General features: G+C 34.1%; 14 protein-coding genes, 1 pseudogene and 1 riboswitch. Of the genes and pseudogenes, 4 read left to right on the top strand and 11 right to left on the bottom strand.

The window, feature by feature from the left end; all coding sequences use genetic code 11:
- Positions 1–565: 565 nt before the first annotated feature.
- Positions 566–2,392, bottom strand: a complete 1,827-nt coding sequence (kimA, locus tag ACU8YW_RS09235; protein WP_088082839.1) for a potassium transporter KimA — start codon at positions 2,390–2,392, stop codon at positions 566–568.
- Positions 2,393–2,536: 144 nt separating this feature from the next.
- Positions 2,537–2,683, bottom strand: a riboswitch (cyclic di-AMP (ydaO/yuaA leader).
- Positions 2,684–2,822: 139 nt separating this feature from the next.
- Here kimA and ACU8YW_RS09230 point away from each other — a divergent pair.
- The gene (locus tag ACU8YW_RS09230) at positions 2,823–2,951 is read left to right on the top strand and encodes a hypothetical protein (RefSeq protein WP_000031869.1); all 129 of its coding nucleotides are present in this window, start codon (positions 2,823–2,825) and stop codon (positions 2,949–2,951) included.
- 54 nt (positions 2,952–3,005) lie between these two features.
- Here ACU8YW_RS09230 and panE read toward each other — a convergent pair whose 3' ends face one another.
- Positions 3,006–3,950 (bottom strand): 2-dehydropantoate 2-reductase, encoded by a 945-nt coding sequence (gene panE / locus ACU8YW_RS09225; RefSeq protein WP_088063009.1) that lies wholly within the window; start codon positions 3,948–3,950, stop codon positions 3,006–3,008.
- A gap of 175 nt (positions 3,951–4,125) precedes the next feature.
- On the opposite strand from panE, the gene ACU8YW_RS09220 reads away from it, so the two are divergent.
- Complete coding sequence (locus ACU8YW_RS09220; RefSeq protein ID WP_426933765.1) at positions 4,126–5,601, top strand: hypothetical protein; 1,476 nt, start codon at positions 4,126–4,128, stop codon at positions 5,599–5,601.
- Between the two features lie 208 nt (positions 5,602–5,809).
- Here the strand turns inward: ACU8YW_RS09220 and trhO are convergent, their stop codons facing one another.
- Positions 5,810–6,769, bottom strand: coding sequence for an oxygen-dependent tRNA uridine(34) hydroxylase TrhO (trhO, locus tag ACU8YW_RS09215; protein ID WP_000246241.1), 960 nt, complete (start codon positions 6,767–6,769; stop codon positions 5,810–5,812).
- 491 nt (positions 6,770–7,260) lie between these two features.
- On the opposite strand from trhO, the gene ACU8YW_RS09210 reads away from it, so the two are divergent.
- Positions 7,261–8,556 carry an Nramp family divalent metal transporter gene (locus ACU8YW_RS09210; RefSeq protein WP_001030662.1) on the top strand — a complete coding sequence of 432 codons (1,296 nt, stop codon included), beginning with the start codon at positions 7,261–7,263 and terminating at the stop codon, positions 8,554–8,556.
- On the opposite strand, the gene ACU8YW_RS09205 is transcribed toward ACU8YW_RS09210, so the two are convergent.
- The 3 genes from ACU8YW_RS09205 to ACU8YW_RS09195 all read right to left on the bottom strand — a co-directional run bounded on the left by ACU8YW_RS09205 (position 8,513) and on the right by ACU8YW_RS09195 (position 11,292).
- The gene (locus ACU8YW_RS09205) at positions 8,513–9,454 is read right to left on the bottom strand and encodes a M23 family metallopeptidase (protein ID WP_088063006.1); all 942 of its coding nucleotides are present in this window, start codon (positions 9,452–9,454) and stop codon (positions 8,513–8,515) included. The genes ACU8YW_RS09210 and ACU8YW_RS09205 overlap by 44 nt on opposite strands.
- 82 nt (positions 9,455–9,536) lie before the next feature.
- Positions 9,537–10,604, bottom strand: a complete 1,068-nt coding sequence (locus ACU8YW_RS09200; RefSeq protein ID WP_141542721.1) for a sensor histidine kinase — start codon at positions 10,602–10,604, stop codon at positions 9,537–9,539.
- Entirely contained in the window at positions 10,594–11,292 is a 699-nt protein-coding gene (locus ACU8YW_RS09195; RefSeq protein WP_088063004.1) for a response regulator transcription factor, read from the bottom strand. Before ACU8YW_RS09195 ends, ACU8YW_RS09200 begins: the two co-directional genes overlap by 11 nt.
- A gap of 142 nt (positions 11,293–11,434) precedes the next feature.
- Here ACU8YW_RS09195 and ACU8YW_RS09190 point away from each other — a divergent pair, with 142 nt between their 5' ends.
- A complete protein-coding gene (locus tag ACU8YW_RS09190) occupies positions 11,435–11,965 on the top strand; it encodes a GNAT family N-acetyltransferase (RefSeq protein WP_087983009.1) in 531 nt (176 codons plus the stop codon).
- A 160-nt stretch (positions 11,966–12,125) separates the two neighbouring features.
- Here the strand turns inward: ACU8YW_RS09190 and ACU8YW_RS09185 are convergent.
- From ACU8YW_RS09185 to ACU8YW_RS09165, 5 genes and pseudogenes are all read right to left on the bottom strand, one after another.
- A pseudogene (locus ACU8YW_RS09185) lies at positions 12,126–12,530 on the bottom strand (SPASM domain-containing protein); the annotation flags it as partial.
- A 79-nt stretch (positions 12,531–12,609) separates the two neighbouring features.
- A complete protein-coding gene (locus ACU8YW_RS09180) occupies positions 12,610–14,655 on the bottom strand; it encodes a class I SAM-dependent methyltransferase (protein ID WP_098117719.1) in 2,046 nt (681 codons plus the stop codon).
- Between the two features lie 308 nt (positions 14,656–14,963).
- Positions 14,964–15,344, bottom strand: a complete 381-nt coding sequence (locus ACU8YW_RS09175; protein WP_088063002.1) for a BA_1872 family lipoprotein — start codon at positions 15,342–15,344, stop codon at positions 14,964–14,966.
- A gap of 59 nt (positions 15,345–15,403) precedes the next feature.
- The gene (locus ACU8YW_RS09170) at positions 15,404–15,613 is read right to left on the bottom strand and encodes a hypothetical protein (RefSeq protein ID WP_087983012.1); all 210 of its coding nucleotides are present in this window, start codon (positions 15,611–15,613) and stop codon (positions 15,404–15,406) included.
- Between the two features lie 428 nt (positions 15,614–16,041).
- Positions 16,042–17,670 (bottom strand): peptide ABC transporter substrate-binding protein, encoded by a 1,629-nt coding sequence (locus tag ACU8YW_RS09165; protein WP_088063001.1) that lies wholly within the window; start codon positions 17,668–17,670, stop codon positions 16,042–16,044.
- Positions 17,671–17,739 lie beyond the last annotated feature (69 nt).

Genomic DNA, 17,739 nt, shown 5'->3' with positions numbered 1-17,739 from the left:
TTACTATCGCATTTTATTATTCTATTTTCTTGCATATAGTTTGAGATGGTTAAAATAGAGAACGTTCTCACCGCGATCCATGTACGAACCACCTCTCCCAACTTTTATTGCTACAGTACTTACTTATTGTTATAAAACATTTCATATGTGATTAGTATGAATAATATTGTATAAAATTTCTATTTTATAGCCATTCTCACATTCACACAGTGAATATATTAAATAAAAATATTATTCATTTTAAACTAAATAACGTACGTAAATATGAAATTCCGTTTTGTTTTCATGTAAGTTTTGTACTGTAAGGTCATTTAAACACAGCTATTTATATAACGTAAAGAAGTATTTTCATTCCCTTTATTTTCAAGCTTTCCTGTCCTTATTTCAAAATATAATCCACTTCACTTTTTCAATTGAAATATCCATATATCACAACAAAAACCTCTACTTATTCATAGATACAAAAATTATATTGATATATCTTCCAGACCCGTATGCAATTATGCATAGTGTATACACAAAAAGGATAGCTTCACTTTCGTAAAGCTATCCTTAAAAAATCTTCTTACTTTTTCAAATGATATGGAACTGTCGTAATAACAACATTTCTTTTATAGAGTAAATACGCACGAATGAGTAAACTAGACTGATTATGAAGAATGTTATGCCAACCTTTTTTCGGAATGAACTGTGGTATAACTACAGTAACTCGGTAATTTGACTCACTCGCTTTATATTGTACTGTATCAATAAACTTTGTTAGTGGCTGAATAATACTTCTATAATGAGAATGTAAGGTAACAAGCCTTACTTCAGGTTGCCACTTCTTCCATTTCTCTTCAAATTTCTTTTCCTCTTCTCTGTCAAAAGCAACATATACAGCAATAACTTGATCTGCTGAAAGAGCCTTCGCATAGTTCAATGAATTTTCTACTACATGCGTCATACCAGCTACAGGAACAACAATTACATTTCCCTCAATTGGAACAAGTGGCTCACAAGTTTTTAAACTTAATTGATCACCCACTGCATCGTAATGCTTCTTAATTCTATGGAACAAGAAGATGATGGCAGGTAAGAAAATAAGGATTGACCAAACTTGTGCGAACTTAGTTAAAAAGAACATACTCATTACAATAAAACTAATGACTGCACCAATTAAATTGACCGTTAATCTCAAAGCCCATCCTTCAGGTTTTTCACGAAGCCATTTTAATACCATCCCCGTTTGAGAGAGTGTAAACGGAATAAATACGCCTACTGCATATAACGGAATTAAATGTTCTGTTTGCCCTTGGAAAGCTACAATTAAAATAATCGAAGCAATTCCAAGTATAATAATACCGTTTGAGTAACCTAGGCGGTCTCCTCTAATCGTAAACATTCTCGGTATGAATTTGTCTTTTGCAAGGTTAACTGCTAATAGCGGGAATGCAGAATACCCTGTGTTAGCAGCAAGAATTAATATTAAAGCAGTTGTACCCTGTATAAAATAGTACATGAAATTACGTCCAAAAGTTTGTTCAGCAATTTGTGAAACAACTGTTACTTCCTTACTTGGATTAATTCCGTAATAATAAGCTAAGAAAACAATTCCTGAAAATAAAACTGCAAGTAATGCACCCATTGCGAGCAATGTTTTCGCTGCATTGTTAGGTGCAGGATCCTTAAAGTTTGGAATTGCGTTAGATATTGCCTCAACACCCGTTAAAGCAGAGCTTCCTGAAGCAAATGCTCGTAACAGTAAAAACAAACTAATTCCTGCAACTGGTGTTCCAATCGGTGAATGTAATGTCGGTGAAACTTGACCAGTTATAATATTATAAATACCTACACCAATTAATATAAATAGTGCTAAAACGAATAAATAAACAGGATATGCTAAAACGGAAGCTGATTCCGTTACCCCTCTTAAATTTAAAATAGTAATCAATATAACAAATATAATCGCAATGATTACATTATGTGCATGTAAACTAGGGAAAGCTGATGTAAGCGCATCTGTACCTGCTGATACACTTACTGCAACAGTTAAAATATAATCGACTAATAAAGATCCTCCAGCTATTAGCCCTGGATTCATCCCTAAATTTTCTTTTGATACTACGTATGCGCCCCCGCCGTGCGGATAAGCAAAAATAATTTGTCGATAAGATAAAATAAGGGCTGTCAATAATACTAATACCCCAACAGCGATAGGAATAGAATACCAATAAGCTACTGCTCCTAGGCCTGCTAGTGCGATTAATATTTGCTCTGGTCCGTATGCGACCGATGACAATGCGTCAGAAGATAAAATAGCTAACGCCTTCGTTTTATTAAGCTTTTGCTCTCCTAACTCAGTTGATTTTAACGGCCTTCCAATTAAAAACCTTTTGATTGATGAAACCACTGCTGTCCACTCTCCAATAATTTTGTACGAACTTTTCTGCTAGTTACAGCGGGTAAACGATTTCTTCAGAAAACAAAAAATGTCTACAAGCCATAACGAAATAGACTTGTAGACATTATTTTTTTTGTCGCACAAGCTCCACCTTCCTTCTCAATATAACGCTTACGAGGTTAGCTGTCGGATTCGGGCCTATGAGTAGCCCTACCTTTTTCAAGGATTCACCCCATTGGATTAAGTACTAATCCATAAGAACGGGTCCCCCGCACCATGCGGTTTCAGCGATTTAGAAAATTGAAACTGTGGATTATAATACTCCTTTATTTTCAAAATGTAAACAAAAATTTTTAAAAAGAAAAAATTTAAATGATTGCGCATAATCCGCTGGTAAATATACATAATGAATACTAAAAAATCGATAAAGGAGACTCATATGTCTAAAGAAAAGAAGCCTATTTTTTCCGATTCCTATTTAGATGCATTAGCAAATGAAATTAATCAATTATACGGTAAACGTGAACAGGAAATAAATTTGACAGATAGAACGAAAAGAAATAAATAATTTGTCATAAAAAAGAAAGCAATACACTTATATATTGCTTTCTTTTTTATTTTTTCATACATCCAATTGTATTGCTGATCTGTTAAAGGTCATTTCTTCATACACTTTCAAATTTTGATATACTGCCCCTAATAATGGTGCTTCTATAGAAAATTGTTCCGCTACATCTAGTAAGTATCCTTGTATGTGCTCGCCTTCAACGAACGAACCTTTTTCCATATCACGCTGCATCGATGACTTCATATCATACGAAATTTTATCAATTTTTTTCATATGTTCTTGGGCAATTCCATCCTTAACTGGAGCTTTCATAGATCTCATGATTTGCACACATTCTTCAAATAAGTTTTGGATAAAATCGCGTCCACCTTCACTTTCGCGAATCGGTCCTATCGCTGCACGCATTAATGTCGTCACACCCGACATTACAGTAATAAATAAATATTTATGCCACATATCTTGCATAATATTTTCACTTAAAACAAAACTAGATTTCGTACCTGCAAATGCTTTAGAAATATGCTTTATTCTCTCTGAATCTTGAGACTTCATTTCTCCAAATACAAGTCTGTTGGCAACACTCGTTTGTACAATCTCTCCTTGATCGTTTAACGTCGTCTCGATAAAGCATAAACCGCCAATTACTTTTTCCACGCCGAATTCCTTTTGTAATAGTGATAAATGAGCAATACCATTTAACAATGGAATGATGACAGTATTTTCACCTACAAACGGCTTCAAATCTTGAATCGCCTCGTTTAAGTGATACGCTTTTGTTGAAAATAAAATAACGTCAAACGGAGAAGTTCGATCTTCTTTCGTTATTAATTTCGGTTGGAAGGAAAAATCCCCGTTAACACTACGAATAACAAGTCCCCTTTCCTCTAATTGCTGTTTTCTTTTACTGCGGACAAGAAACGTAACATCTTCTCCTTTTTCGACTAATCGACCTCCAAAAAAGCCTCCGACGCCACCAGCTCCTAATACTAAAATACGCATACAACATCCCCCTTTTCAAAATACAATTTTATAACATTTAATATACATAACATTATACATGTCCCCTACTAAATAAGCTGAATTTTCATTCTTAATCGAGTATAAAACAGTGGTTATTTTCAAATAAATTTGGGTATGTTGTTTTTATAGCATATATGGAAAGGAAACAATGTAAATGGAGGCAATACAAACAATCGAGGAAAAAGATGTGACAACAGCTATATTTCAATTTATATTCCCGTTTTCTTTTAAAACTGGATATGAACAAAATATGTTCCCTTTCTTACAGAAAAATGATTTCCGTCCTTTTCGACTCGATCATCTTGAAAATGAAAATACATACTACGGAAAGTTTCAAGTTTCACATCAAAATATGGAAGCATACTATCTTTCATTTACAAATAAAATTCTATTTCCTCACTCAGAGCATCAAAAAGGATTACAACGCTATTCTAAAGACCTTAACTTAACTGGACATTTAACAACAAATTTGATTTCTGTTCCATTCAAGATTCATTCTATTGATGTAACACTTTGCCCTTATGAGCTTGGCTTCTTAACAATTCGGACAGAAGTAGAAACCGCTCCAAACATGACATTATCAGAAGCAATCGAATTCGCCGCCCGCTTCCGTGTACTTGAAACTAAAAATGATACAAACGAGACTATTTGTATTGAATGTAACGGAAAACAATACTCACAAGTGGAAAAACTTATATTCGGTGATTTATTTCATGGTGTAACAGACTTCTTTGAGAAAAAGAGATTGCGGAGCTCTTACTTTCAAACCTTTCCTTTCTTTGAAGACCAAAGAATGTATGTACAAACTTTATTATCCGTGAATAAAGAGTCAGACCTTCATATAATCGATGTATACCGAACTTCCAGTCTTTCCGGATTAACAGACGATGGCAATCCGTATATTAGCGCAAATAACATCCCTTATATTCAAGATTATTTAACAAAACATTCTTATCAAAGATGGGCTCCTAATCGCTACTTTGTTATGGAAGAACATATTTTTACATGTATAACAAATGAAGGTGAGCAAGCAATCGCTAAACTTGCTAGTCAAATGTACGGGGAGTTTTATTACGCTTTGTTATTAAATCTATTTCATAAAGTTGTTTTATTAAAAATGGCAAACGCTTATGCTGAACTTAACATTGAACAAGATACAAATGAAATAGAGAAATTAATTTATTCAATCAATTCATTTACAGCAAATTACTTCTCTTTAGAGTTAGTATCCCAATCACAGAGTGAAGATATTTTCTTCCGCTTAAGAAATCTATTTAACATTGAAGTACTATACTCGAATGCAAAACAAAATCTTGATAGTTTGTTTAAATATCAAGAAAATGTCGCTTCTAAAAAAGATAGCCTTTTACTATTAATTTTAACGCTCTACTCTGTAGTAGGCCAAATGTTAGGGTTTACTATGATTGATCTTTTAAGAAACACCGATTCAAACAAAATCTCGTCTCCACTTGAATTTTTCGCGCTTTTAATAGCAATTAGCGGCATAGTCATTTCACTTATTTTAGGTGCGCAAAGTTTATACCCATGGAGTCTACAACATAAACGAAGAAAATCATGGGTAAAACAAACTGTACTTTCTGCTGTTAAAGAGAAAGATGATAGGAAGTAAAGAAAGTTATTTTCAAATTACAAATATGTGGTACGCTTCAGTAAATGAAATTTTTATCAGCGATTTTTCGAATATATCGGCGCAACTCAAATTATATCAGCGATTTTTAAGATATATCGACTTACCGACAAAAACTGATAAAAAACACATAGTAAAAAAAGTACTCCAAAATAAAATTTGGAGTACTTTTTTATTACAATAATTTAGCTTACTTCCCTGCTTCGATTTTCTCTAATGCAGCAGCTACTTGCTCTTCAGTTAATTCGTGTTGAACGATATAACGATTACGTGGGTGTACACGACATTCATGAGAACATGCACGTAAATGTTTCGCTTCGTTTTCTTCAGAACATAAAATTTTCTTATTACATTCTGGATTTGCACAGTTTACATAGCGCTCACAAGGTTCACCTGTAAAGTGGTCTTTACCAACGATAACATGCTCTTTTTGGTTTACTGGTACAGAGATACGCTCATCGAACACGTAACATTGTCCATCCCAAAGCTCACCTTGTACTTCTGGGTCTTTTCCGTACGTTACAATACCGCCGTGAAGCTGACCTACATCTTCGTAACCTTCACGAACTAACCAACCAGAAAACTTCTCACAACGAATTCCGCCTGTACAGTATGTTAAAATCTTTTTACCTTCAAGTGTTTCTTTGTTTTCTCTAATCCAATCTGGCAACTCACGGAATGATTCAATATCCGGTTTAATCGCACCTTTAAAGTGACCTAGATCAAACTCATAATCATTTCGTGCATCAATGATAACTGTATCTTCTTGTTTCATTGCCTCATAGAATTCTGTTGGCTCTAAATATTTACCAGTTATTTCTTTCGGATTAATGTCGTCTTCTAGACGAAGTGTAACTAACTCTGGACGAGGGCGTACGTGCATTTTCTTAAATGCATGTTCATCTGCCTCATCAATTTTAAAAACGATTCCAGCAAAACGTGGATCATTGTTCATTGCTTCCATGTATTTCTCTGTTTGCTCAACAGTTCCAGAACAAGTTCCGTTAATTCCTTCTGTCGCTACAAGAATTCTTCCTTTTAACTCAAGTGATTTACAAAATTCTAAATGCTGTTCAGCAAATTCTTCTGGATTTTCAATTGTTGTGTACATGTAATATAGTAATACTCTATATGGTTTTGTAGTTGCCAATTTATTTCTACCACCTATCTAAATTTTAAAATCATGTATAAGTTAACGTTCATATCAAAACATATATAATAAGAAAATACATACTAAATTGTACTTAGCCTATTTTCTTCTATTTACAATTTTTTCTATAAGTTAACGAAAATAAAAACAAGATTACATCACAAAACACTATGGTTATGTTGTAATCCCAATATATTATATATCATACAATTTCATTTCCATCAATTAATATGCTGTAATATAGGCTCTATGTTCACATAAATTTCAAAATTAGCCCTTTAATTCATTATGTTTCCCCATGTAATCACACCATAAACTCCCATTTTTTTATAACACAACACCATCCATTGCAGCAAGGCATATAATTTGCACTAAGGAAACATTTGTGTTCAAATAAAAATATCATCTGATACATTTAAATGTATTGAAATAAACAATAAGAATACTTACAATAATTTCATCAAGTTAACATTTCAAAGGGGAAAACTACTATGAATAAAGATATATCAAAAGATGAACAAGTCCCTTCTCAAAGTACAACTGTTCAATCAGCACACTTAGCTTTAAGTGGAGAAACGAAAGGGTGGAAAAGACTGTTACCGTTTTTAGGACCCGCTTTTATCGCATCCGTAGCTTATATTGACCCTGGTAACTTTGCTACAAATATCGCAGCTGGTTCACAATATGGATATTTACTATTATGGGTTATATTCGCGTCTAACTTAATGGCAGTATTAATTCAAACTTTATCAGCTAAATTAGGAATTGCTACGGGAAATAATTTACCTGAAATTGCTCGCGAACACTTTCCAAAACCTGTGTCTATTGGCTTATGGATTCAAGGTGAACTCGTTATTATGGCTACAGATTTAGCGGAATTTATCGGGGCAGCACTCGGATTGTATTTATTATTTGGAATTCCGATGTTACCAGCTGCTTTAATTACAGCAGTCGGATCATTTATTATTCTTGAGTTTCAACGCAGAGGATTTCGCCCACTAGAAGCTATTATTACAGGGATGATTTTTATCGTAGTAATAGCATTTGGGATTCAAGTTTTTTATGCAAAACCAGAATTAAGTCCCCTTCTTTCAGGACTATTTATTCCAAAATTCCAAGGTGTAGACAGTATATTACTTGCAGCAGGGATATTAGGTGCGACAGTTATGCCACATGCAATCTATTTACATTCTGCATTGACACAACGCCGCGTGGTCGGAACAACTGATGAACAAAAGAAAAAAATTTTCCGTTTCGAGTTTATTGATATCATTATCGCAATGGTTATCGCTGGAGCAATTAATGCAAGTATGTTAATTGTTGCGGCTGCACTATTCTTTAAAAACGGCTTACATGTCGAAGATCTCGATGTTGCTTTTAACCAGTTCAGTACTTTAGTCGGCCCTGTATCAGCTGCTTTATTTGGAATTGGGCTCTTATCAGCAGGACTATCTAGCTCGTCTGTCGGTACAATGTCAGGTGATATTATTATGCAAGGTTTCATTCGAATGCATATTCCGTTATATTTACGACGTTTCATTACAATGATTCCACCATTAGTTATTATCGCTTTAGGTGTAAATCCAACTTACGCACTAGTCATGAGCCAAGTCGTCTTATCATTCGGTATTGCTTTTGCATTAGTGCCACTTATTATGTTTACAAGCAATAAAAAAATTATGGGTGCGCTCGTTAATCACCGCATAACAACCTTTATCGCTTGGATCATCGCTGCACTTGTTATCATTTTAAATATTTTCTTACTTTATCAAACATTTGTAGGGTAATGAGAAAAGGTATTCCAATAAAACTGGAATACCTTTTTTCATTACCACTTATGTATGTACCTCTTTCTGGCATTATCGTACCTTTTTCAGTTCGAAAGTAAAGTGGTAATCCTTCCGAAAGAAATATGCTCACCTTGGATGGATCCTGCCTTTGATGATGAATATGTAAATGCGGCTCACTTGAACTTCCTGAGTTACCAACTTGAGCAAGTACATCTCCTTCATTTACATGTTGGCCTTCCCTCACTTTAATTGATCCTTTTTTTAAATGGGCAAGAATCAAAAATGTCCCTGATTCATCTAGTTGCAAATAAATATGATTCCCCGCCATTGACTCAAAATTATCCTCTCCCGGAACTACATCTTTTTCATCATTATTGATGGATACAACTGTTCCAGAAGCTGGTGCCATTACTTTCGCTCCATATATTCCATAATCTCCTAACTTACGACTTTTCACTTCAGCAGGCGGAATGAGAATATCATATGCCCACCTTTCATTTGGTTTTATAACGTGATAGTTTGTTTCTAACCGATCACCGCCCCAACCTATTAATGCTCGTTCATTCAAAGGAAAACGAACGACTACCTTAGGACTCATAGAATGTACATCTGCTGGGTAAGCAAGTCCCCCTATGTTAGCAAACCACCCTAAGGGCCAAGCTCCAATTATAGAGAAAAGAACGATGAAGAGTAGCTCTCTATCTATTCGCTGTCTGAAAATGCCTTTCCACACAAATAGTAACGTTACCCCTATCAAAATAAAGAGTGATACTATGCTAAAGACTTGTATACTCCACCAAAAAATGACTGATATAACACCTTTAGCTAAATAAACTACACTCCAACTTATAATTAAAAACGCAACTAAAATTACTAATACATACTTCTTCCACATAATGTATCCTCACTCTCATATCTTTGTTCTACATGATACGAAGTGAAAATTACGACATATAAAAGAAATACTTACGACTTTCTTACAATTCTTTATAATGCGGTAAAACGATAGTGAAAACAGTTTCTTTCTCGTTACTGCGCACAGTGATATCCCCTTTATGAAGCTCTGCTATACTTCTCGCAATTGCAAGTCCCATTCCTTTGCCACCCGTATGAGAGCTACGTGATTTTTCACCACGATAAAACTTCTCAAAAACGTAAGGAAGATTCTCATTCGGAATGCATTGTCCAAAATTTTTAATTTCTATTTCAACATTCATGTCGCTTTTAGAAACTTGAATTAAAAGCTCCTTTCCGTCTTTCCCGTACATAATACTATTACTAATTACATTTTCGAACAGCCTCACCATAAGCGCCACATCCATTTCCACATGTAACTCGTTATCACCTTTAATACGAAAGCTCATATCGGCATCATCTAGTTGTGGCACAAAATCAATCATGATTTGTTCACTGAACGCTTTCATATTTACTACACTTTTATGTAATTCAATCTCCCTATAATTTATTTGACAATAATCTAATAAATCATCTACTTGATTTTTTAATTCATAACTTTTTCGCTTTAATATACTTACATACTGTTCACATTCTTCTCTATTTGTATGAAGCTGACTTCCTAACAGGTCCGCGTAACCGATTAGAGATGTTACAGGTGTTCGTAAGTCATGAGAAATATTACTAATCATTTCAGTTTTCATTTCCTGTGATTTTTTTTCATTTTCGATAGACTCTTTTAAACTTTTAGCCATTCTATTAACATTCGCTGCTAATTCACCAATCTCGTCATTTTTTGAAATAGGTATATGTATCTCCAAATTACCATTACTTATTTCTTTCACGTTCTTATTTATTTCAGATAACCTTTTCATCATTGTTCTTGTCATGAATGCAAAGTATATTGTAGTAATAATTAAAAAAGCTATTACATATAAAAGTGAATATTTTTCTTCTAACGCAGTAACATGACTATATATATTTCCAATTACAATTTGAAACGCTATTATACTTACAGTTGCTAATAAGATGCTACATATGAATGTGATAAAAAACTTAGCTCTAATACCTTGTAATGATTTAATCTTCAATTTTATATCCGACTCCCCAAACATTCTGTATAAACTTCGGTTCTTTTGGATTCTCTTCAATTTTATTTCTTAATCTTGCGATATGAACCATTACTGTATTATTACTTTCATAGGCTCTTTCTTTCCAAACGCTTTCATATATTTCTTCAATAGTGAACACACGATTCTTTGCAGCTGCCATTAAGTACAAAATATCATATTCAGTTTTCGTAAGATTGATTGTTTCTCCATATAACATTACTGTTCTAGACACTTCATCTATTTCTAAACCCCTAATGTTTATTTTCTTTTCTATTACTTGGACAGTATTTTGATTGAAATATGTATACCTTCTTAATTGAGCCTTCACTCTCGCTATAAATTCAATTGTACTAAACGGTTTCACAATATAATCATCTGCGCCAGTACTAAATCCAATTACTTTATCTACATCCGATGATTTTGCGCTTAAGAACATAATTGGTAAACTATGTTTCTCTCTAATCCTTCTGCACAATTCTATCCCATCCATTTTTGGCATCATAATATCCAAAATAGCAAGTTGAATACTGTTATTATTTATGATTTCTAAAGCCTCTTCTCCGTTATGAGCACTTAAAACTTTAAAACCTTCTTGCATTAAATTCGCGTTAACAAATCGAACAATATCTTGATCATCATCTACAATTAAAATTGAGTTTTTCTCCATATACAAACCTCTTTTTGAAATATATTCCACAATCAATTTTATCACAAATCAAAAACATACTTTACCCTTGAATAATCTTTATTTTCAGACTAGATTATATAATAACAATACATTCTAGTTTCAAAAGAAATGGAGTGAAAGCATGTTTCCTATATTGAAAACCGACCGACTCATTTTAAGAGAACTTACCGAAGAAGATGCACCGAGTATACTACAATGCTTCTCTAATACTGACGTACTGCGCTATTATGGCCAAAAACCATTACAAGATGTTGATCAAGTGAAACAAGTCATTCATAACTTTAAACTGAGTTACAATGCAAGAAGCGGTATAAAGTGGGGAATTGAATTAAAAAACAAGAAAGAACTCATTGGTACCATCGGTTTTCACGATTGGTCTTCTGAGCATAAACGGGCCAATTTAAGTTATGCCTTTTTCCCTGAATACTGGGGAAAAGGATATGCGACTGAAGCTGTTTCTGAGGTTATATCATACGGTTTCCATACCATTCACTTAAAGCGTATTGGGGCAATTGTATTTCTTGAAAATGAAGCTTCAAATAAAGTGCTATTAAAATTAGGATTTGAAAAAGAAGGCGTTCTAAAAAATTATATGTATCAAGATGATATCCCCTATGACACGAATTTTTATTCTTTATTAAAATCGGTTTAATAGAAATTATGCGTAAAAACTCGTTTCAGCATAATAAATCAGGATAGTGGATCTTTAACGAAAGATGGGAAACCGAGTGTTATTCATTTCTTAGATCATCATACGACTGATGCGAAGTACAATAAATTATATAATTTTAAAAAGGGGCATGAGCATATTCTTACTCATATCCCTTTTTTACGTTCTTTTTCTGTTTTCGCAATGCTTTTGGAATGTATACACAGAAAGGTTCGCTTTCCATATAATCTCCCGTTATTGCATATGTTCTAGAACGAGATCCCCCACAAACATATCGAAACTCACAAACACCACATTTTCCTTTATAATTGTCAGGATTACGAAGGTTTTGAAAAACAGGGGAGTTTCGATAGATTTCAGCTAGCGATTTTGTTCTAATATTCCCGGTTTTAATCGGCAATAACCCACTTGGATATACATCTCCAATATGAGAAATAAATACAAAACCGTTTCCATCATTCACCCCTTTTGGAGCACGCCCAAGCTCATCATTTCGCCCTATATTTCCATTTATCAATACACCCTGATATTGAATTACCTGATTTTTTAATAACTGACTTGTTTCTCAGTATAAAATTAAGAGAACACGCCCTTTAGCTAAAGATTCTTAAAGTTTTTCAACATCATTACCTCTTTTCTAAAACTATAAAAAACGTACTATCCGGTAGCGCAACAGCACTCCCAGACTCATCTTTAAACTCGATTTTCTCGCTAAGATGTTGTGTATATCCATCCTGTAAATAGTTCATAGCTTGAACGATGTTTATTTTATCTCCAAAGATACCCTTTACGAAATCCTTATATTCGTTTGGCGTAAATATTCCAAACTGCTCTTGCACCTCATGAACGAAGGAATCCTCGCCCCATGTATACGTATATAAGAACTCCATTGCATCGTTAACAGGCATTTTGACTGTATCGTCTGCAAGTACCTCATACTGGATTATACGTCCCTTAAATTCACGGACATACTGCTCTAAGAACTTCATTCCGCCTGCATCTTTAAAACGAATCACACGCATTAACGTTTTATCTTCGGTCATGATGCCATCACGAACGATAATACGACCTCCTGGCTTTAACACTTCGTAAGCACTCTTTAGCCCCTTTTTAATTACTTCATGATTGAATTTCTTACCTTCATACTCGATATAAGAGAACAGCTCATGAAGAATAGAAGAATATACAATCGTATCAACCGATTCTTTTTCAAACGAGCTGCTTAAGTTGATTGCATCCCCTTTAATGACATCCCAAGAACGCCCCTCGTTCTGCTTCTTCTTTTTCAACGTATCAATCACATTTTCAGAAATATCGATACCATAGATTCGTTTGTCCTCGGTCTCTTCTTCGATCATGTCTAACATGACACCACCACCGGCTCCGACATCTACAATCGTATCTCCCCTTATATAATCAAGAATAATTCGTTTATCATCAGCCGAACTATTCATATGCTCCAGATACACTTCTTCGTTATGGAATCTATCATATGCATCCTTACGTAACCCGAAGAAATCAAACAGCAGCACATTTGCCCGAGCATGCATCATATCTATCTTTTCTGCCTCTACACAGAAGGTAATTAACGCCTCACCTACAGCGGAAAACTGAAACGACACATACGCAGTCTTCATATCTTCATCGACTTTAGCCTTAAAAGAAACATGCGTTGTATTCGGCTTCTCGTTCTCACGGTACTCCCGTAGATATTTCTCAATAACCCGCTTACGATACACGTTGTCCTTTTTCTCGCCTTTGAAATCATAGTGCAACTGCTGCATCAATTTCTCGAAATGTATATGCTGAACTTTTCTAGATCCTATCTCGTTCTTTAACATAATAAAAACTGTCCAAATATCCTCAAAACTAAGAGCATGCATAGACGGTTCTACATACCACAAATCCTTATTAGATAAAAATATTTGAACGTCTCTCTTCTCGCTTCCCATAATTATATCTTTTTCAAATACTGACTCCTTATGTTTTGGCGTGAGTCTATGTATGCGAGAAGTAAATGGCTCCATATAACCATCAAACAGGCCATCAATTGTAATCTTCACATCGTTCTTCACTTCACTCCACAAAGCTTTTGATACGCCTTCAATAATGCATTGGTTAAGATAGTATAGAATCTCCTTTAACCTAACGTCTCCGTATTCTTCTTTATATGTGTTAATTAAATCAACATGAGAGTCCAAACGAGCCTCCCCGCGTATATACTGCCCGATTAATCCATGTGTTCTAATTAAATCTCGAATAAACAAATACTCAGTAGAATTTAAGTTTGTCTCTACACGTCCAATAAACTGAATATCACTAAAAATATCAGCAGAACCCTCGTTATGTACGAATAGATTAATCCCGTTTTTCTTCCATTGCTCCCGCTGTTTTAAAGACCCTACCTTTGCAAGCTCACTATACGTTAGTACCTTTTCAATAATACGATACGCTTCTTCATCTAAAGGCAGTCCATCTAACACTTGTAGCGTACGGTGCACATAGTACAACACCGCATCTGTTTTTAATGTTTCAAGTACTTGTACATTCTCATAGTTTTGATGTATCTCCTCTGCCTCAATTAAATACTTTAACCACGTAGGGAGAGTATCGGAAAACCCTTCAATGTATTTATTTAGAATCTCAATGTTTTTCAACTTATTTACCCCCATATATAATCAATATCTGTAGTAAAGTCTGAGACACCTTCTTTAAAAAGATCATCACCCTATGTCCCCCTTTACCATCTAGAACTCTTTCAAATACAAACGCTTCAAACCCAGTCTTTTGCTCTTGTAAAAAAGAGTTATCAGGTTTGTAACACATTCTTTTATTCATCTCTTATTGTAACTTCATCAGGAATTTCGGCGGAATAAACAGTAGGACTCAGCGGATCACTTCTTACATTGATAAACATATGTTGCGATAGAATCAACCGAAAATGGAAACGGCAAGCGGGTGCACTCCACTTGCCGTTTTTTCATAGCTTAGTATGTATTTGAATTTCTTTTGCTTTCTCTTTTTCACCCTTCACTCGTACAATTAAATCATATGATCCGGATTTTGGCGCTTCAAAAGAAAGCAGACCTTCTTTTTGAGAAGTAACTTCTTCTTCATAAATAACCTTATCATCTTTTGTAACTTGCAATAAAATTGTACCTTCCTCAACGGCTGCTTCATAAGGAATTTCCACTTTTCCTTTTTCAGCTTTAACCGTTTGCACATCGTAATACCCTTGCAACGAACCAATTTTTAAAGTCGTTTCGCCATTTTTTTGAACCTTTGTGACTTGTGTTGCTGTATTGCATGCACTTAACAATACAACAAGAGTGAGAACCATAAATAAACGTAGTAATTTCATAAAAATTCTCCTTTTTTATGTACATGAATTAAAATTCTAACTCTAAATTTTGTCCCATCTTATTTCCCACCTCTTAAAATAGCTTTTTTTACAATAAAATACATAATAGAGAATAGTAAACAAGCTCCCATTGTACCAAAAACTACAATTGAAATTTTACCTGCTAATGTTTCATTTGGATCTAATGCATTAGGTAAGATTGTGCCAAAAATTGCAATACAGGCTAATACAACCATAAAATATTTAAATCTTTTTACTTTCTTATTCATACTAATTATCCCCTTTATTCCTTAAACCAAATCCCCATAAACCTACACCAGGACCTAATAGTACATGGAATTTGACTCTACTTTTTCTAGCTTCAAAGAATCCCCCGAGATTCCCAAATTAATATCGCCCAAGTATTATACATACCAATTCATTCATTTAGAAAAAGCCCCGCTCAAATCACACACTTAAGACCCTCTTTTTTTACAATACTCAAATAATTCTACACAAATATCTCTATCAATTCATCTTAATACCTTAATTACCTTTTAAGTATATCAATGACAAAATATATAATCTATTATTTTTTATATAATTAAAAACAAACATAATTACAACAAGAGATTGTTTGTATGCTTCTTTGTACTGTATTCCCTTATTCCATGTACTCTTAAAAAAACCTTACTTTTTAAAAGTAAGGTTTTTTTATTTATTCATTAGCAATATAAGCAGTCTTATAAGTATAAACACCACCAAATTGATGCTTCTCAATTCCTTTTACATAATCCTTTTGTACGTAAGCTGATCCCATTTGATAAAGCGGTGCAACTGCAGCATCCTCTAGCAGAATACGCTCAGCCTCTTGCAGAACTTCCCATCTTTTCTTCTGATCTAGTACTAGATCGCTTTTCGCTTTCTTTATTAATTCATCGTAGTGTCGATTAGAATAGTTCATTTTGTTATTCTGATTATCCGTCGTAAAGAGTTCTAAATAACTAATTGGGTCTTTATAATCCGGTCCCCAATTTGCCATAGATATATCGTAATCTCCTGTTTGTTCTAACTGTAATTTTTGCTTAAATGGCTGTTGTTTAATTTGGATTGCGAGTCCCTGCAAATGCTTTTCTAAGTCACCTTTTATATATTCTGCCATACGTTTTGCATTATCTTGTTCAAATGTTAAAAACTCGAGATTTACTTGTTCTACTCCAAGCTCTTTTTTCGCTTCTTCCCAAATCTTTTTCGCATTTTGCAAATCATATGGAGAAAGATCTCCATTTTCTTTTCTAAAATCTTTACCAGTCTCTTCATTTACATGACCAACTGGTACAAGTACACTTGCAGGTTTTGCTCCGTTATTAATAAAATGAGCAACGAAATCCTCTTTATTTAACGCGAATGAAATAGCTTGACGCACTTTCTTATTTGCTAACGCACTATTTTTTTCATTAAAACGTAGCATAGCAATTGCAGGTTCGCTCGACATATGTAATTCCTTACTTCCTTTATACTTGTCTACAAATTGAGAATTAATAGGCACTCGATCCAAATTACCAGCTTCGTATAAATTAACAGCGGTCATTGTATCCTTTACAATTTGAAAGTTTATCTCGTCTAATTTCACTTTCTTTTCATCCCAATATGTAGCATTCTTCTTTAATTGAAACTCTTGTTCATGCTTCCATTTCTCTAATACAAATGGGCCGTTATATATGAGATTACTAGGTTCCAATGCATAATTCTTTCCTTGTTCTTTCAAAAATGACTCATGCTGTGGCAAGTAAATCGGCAGTGCTAACAACTGTAAAAAATACGGAATTGGCTGTTCGAGTTCCACTTCTAACTTATAATCATTTATAACTTTAACCCCAAGTTCATCAAGAGGCATTGTTCCCTTATTTATCTCTTTCGCATTTTTCACATGAAAGAGCATGTACGCATATTGAGACGCTGTTTCAGGTTTAATTGCACGTTTCCACGCAAACATAAAATCATTTGCTGTCACACTGTCTCCATTTGACCATTTTGCATCTTTACGCAAATCAAATGTATATTTTTTACCATCTTCACTTCTTTTAAACGATTTTGCTACTGCTGGAATAGGCTGATCTTGATCATCTAATACATACAAACCTTCAAATATGTTTTGCATAACATGTGCTGATGTACCATCCATCGTTTTCGCAGTATCAAGAGAAGGGATTTCTTCCGATACCGTTACATGTAATACTTGTTTTTTTGCCTCTGTGTCACTTTTATTCGCTTTATTATTACAAGCTGTTAATAATAAAGATGTAACAAGTGCCATTACCATTAAATGGCTCTTTTTTAGCTTCATGAGTTGTTCTCCTTAAGTATAATATATTATAAAGCGTAATATATTATAGCAGAAATACTAACAGAAAGA

The organism is Bacillus pretiosus (genome assembly GCF_052947655.1).
This window is presented reverse-complemented; position numbering and strand designations above follow the sequence as displayed.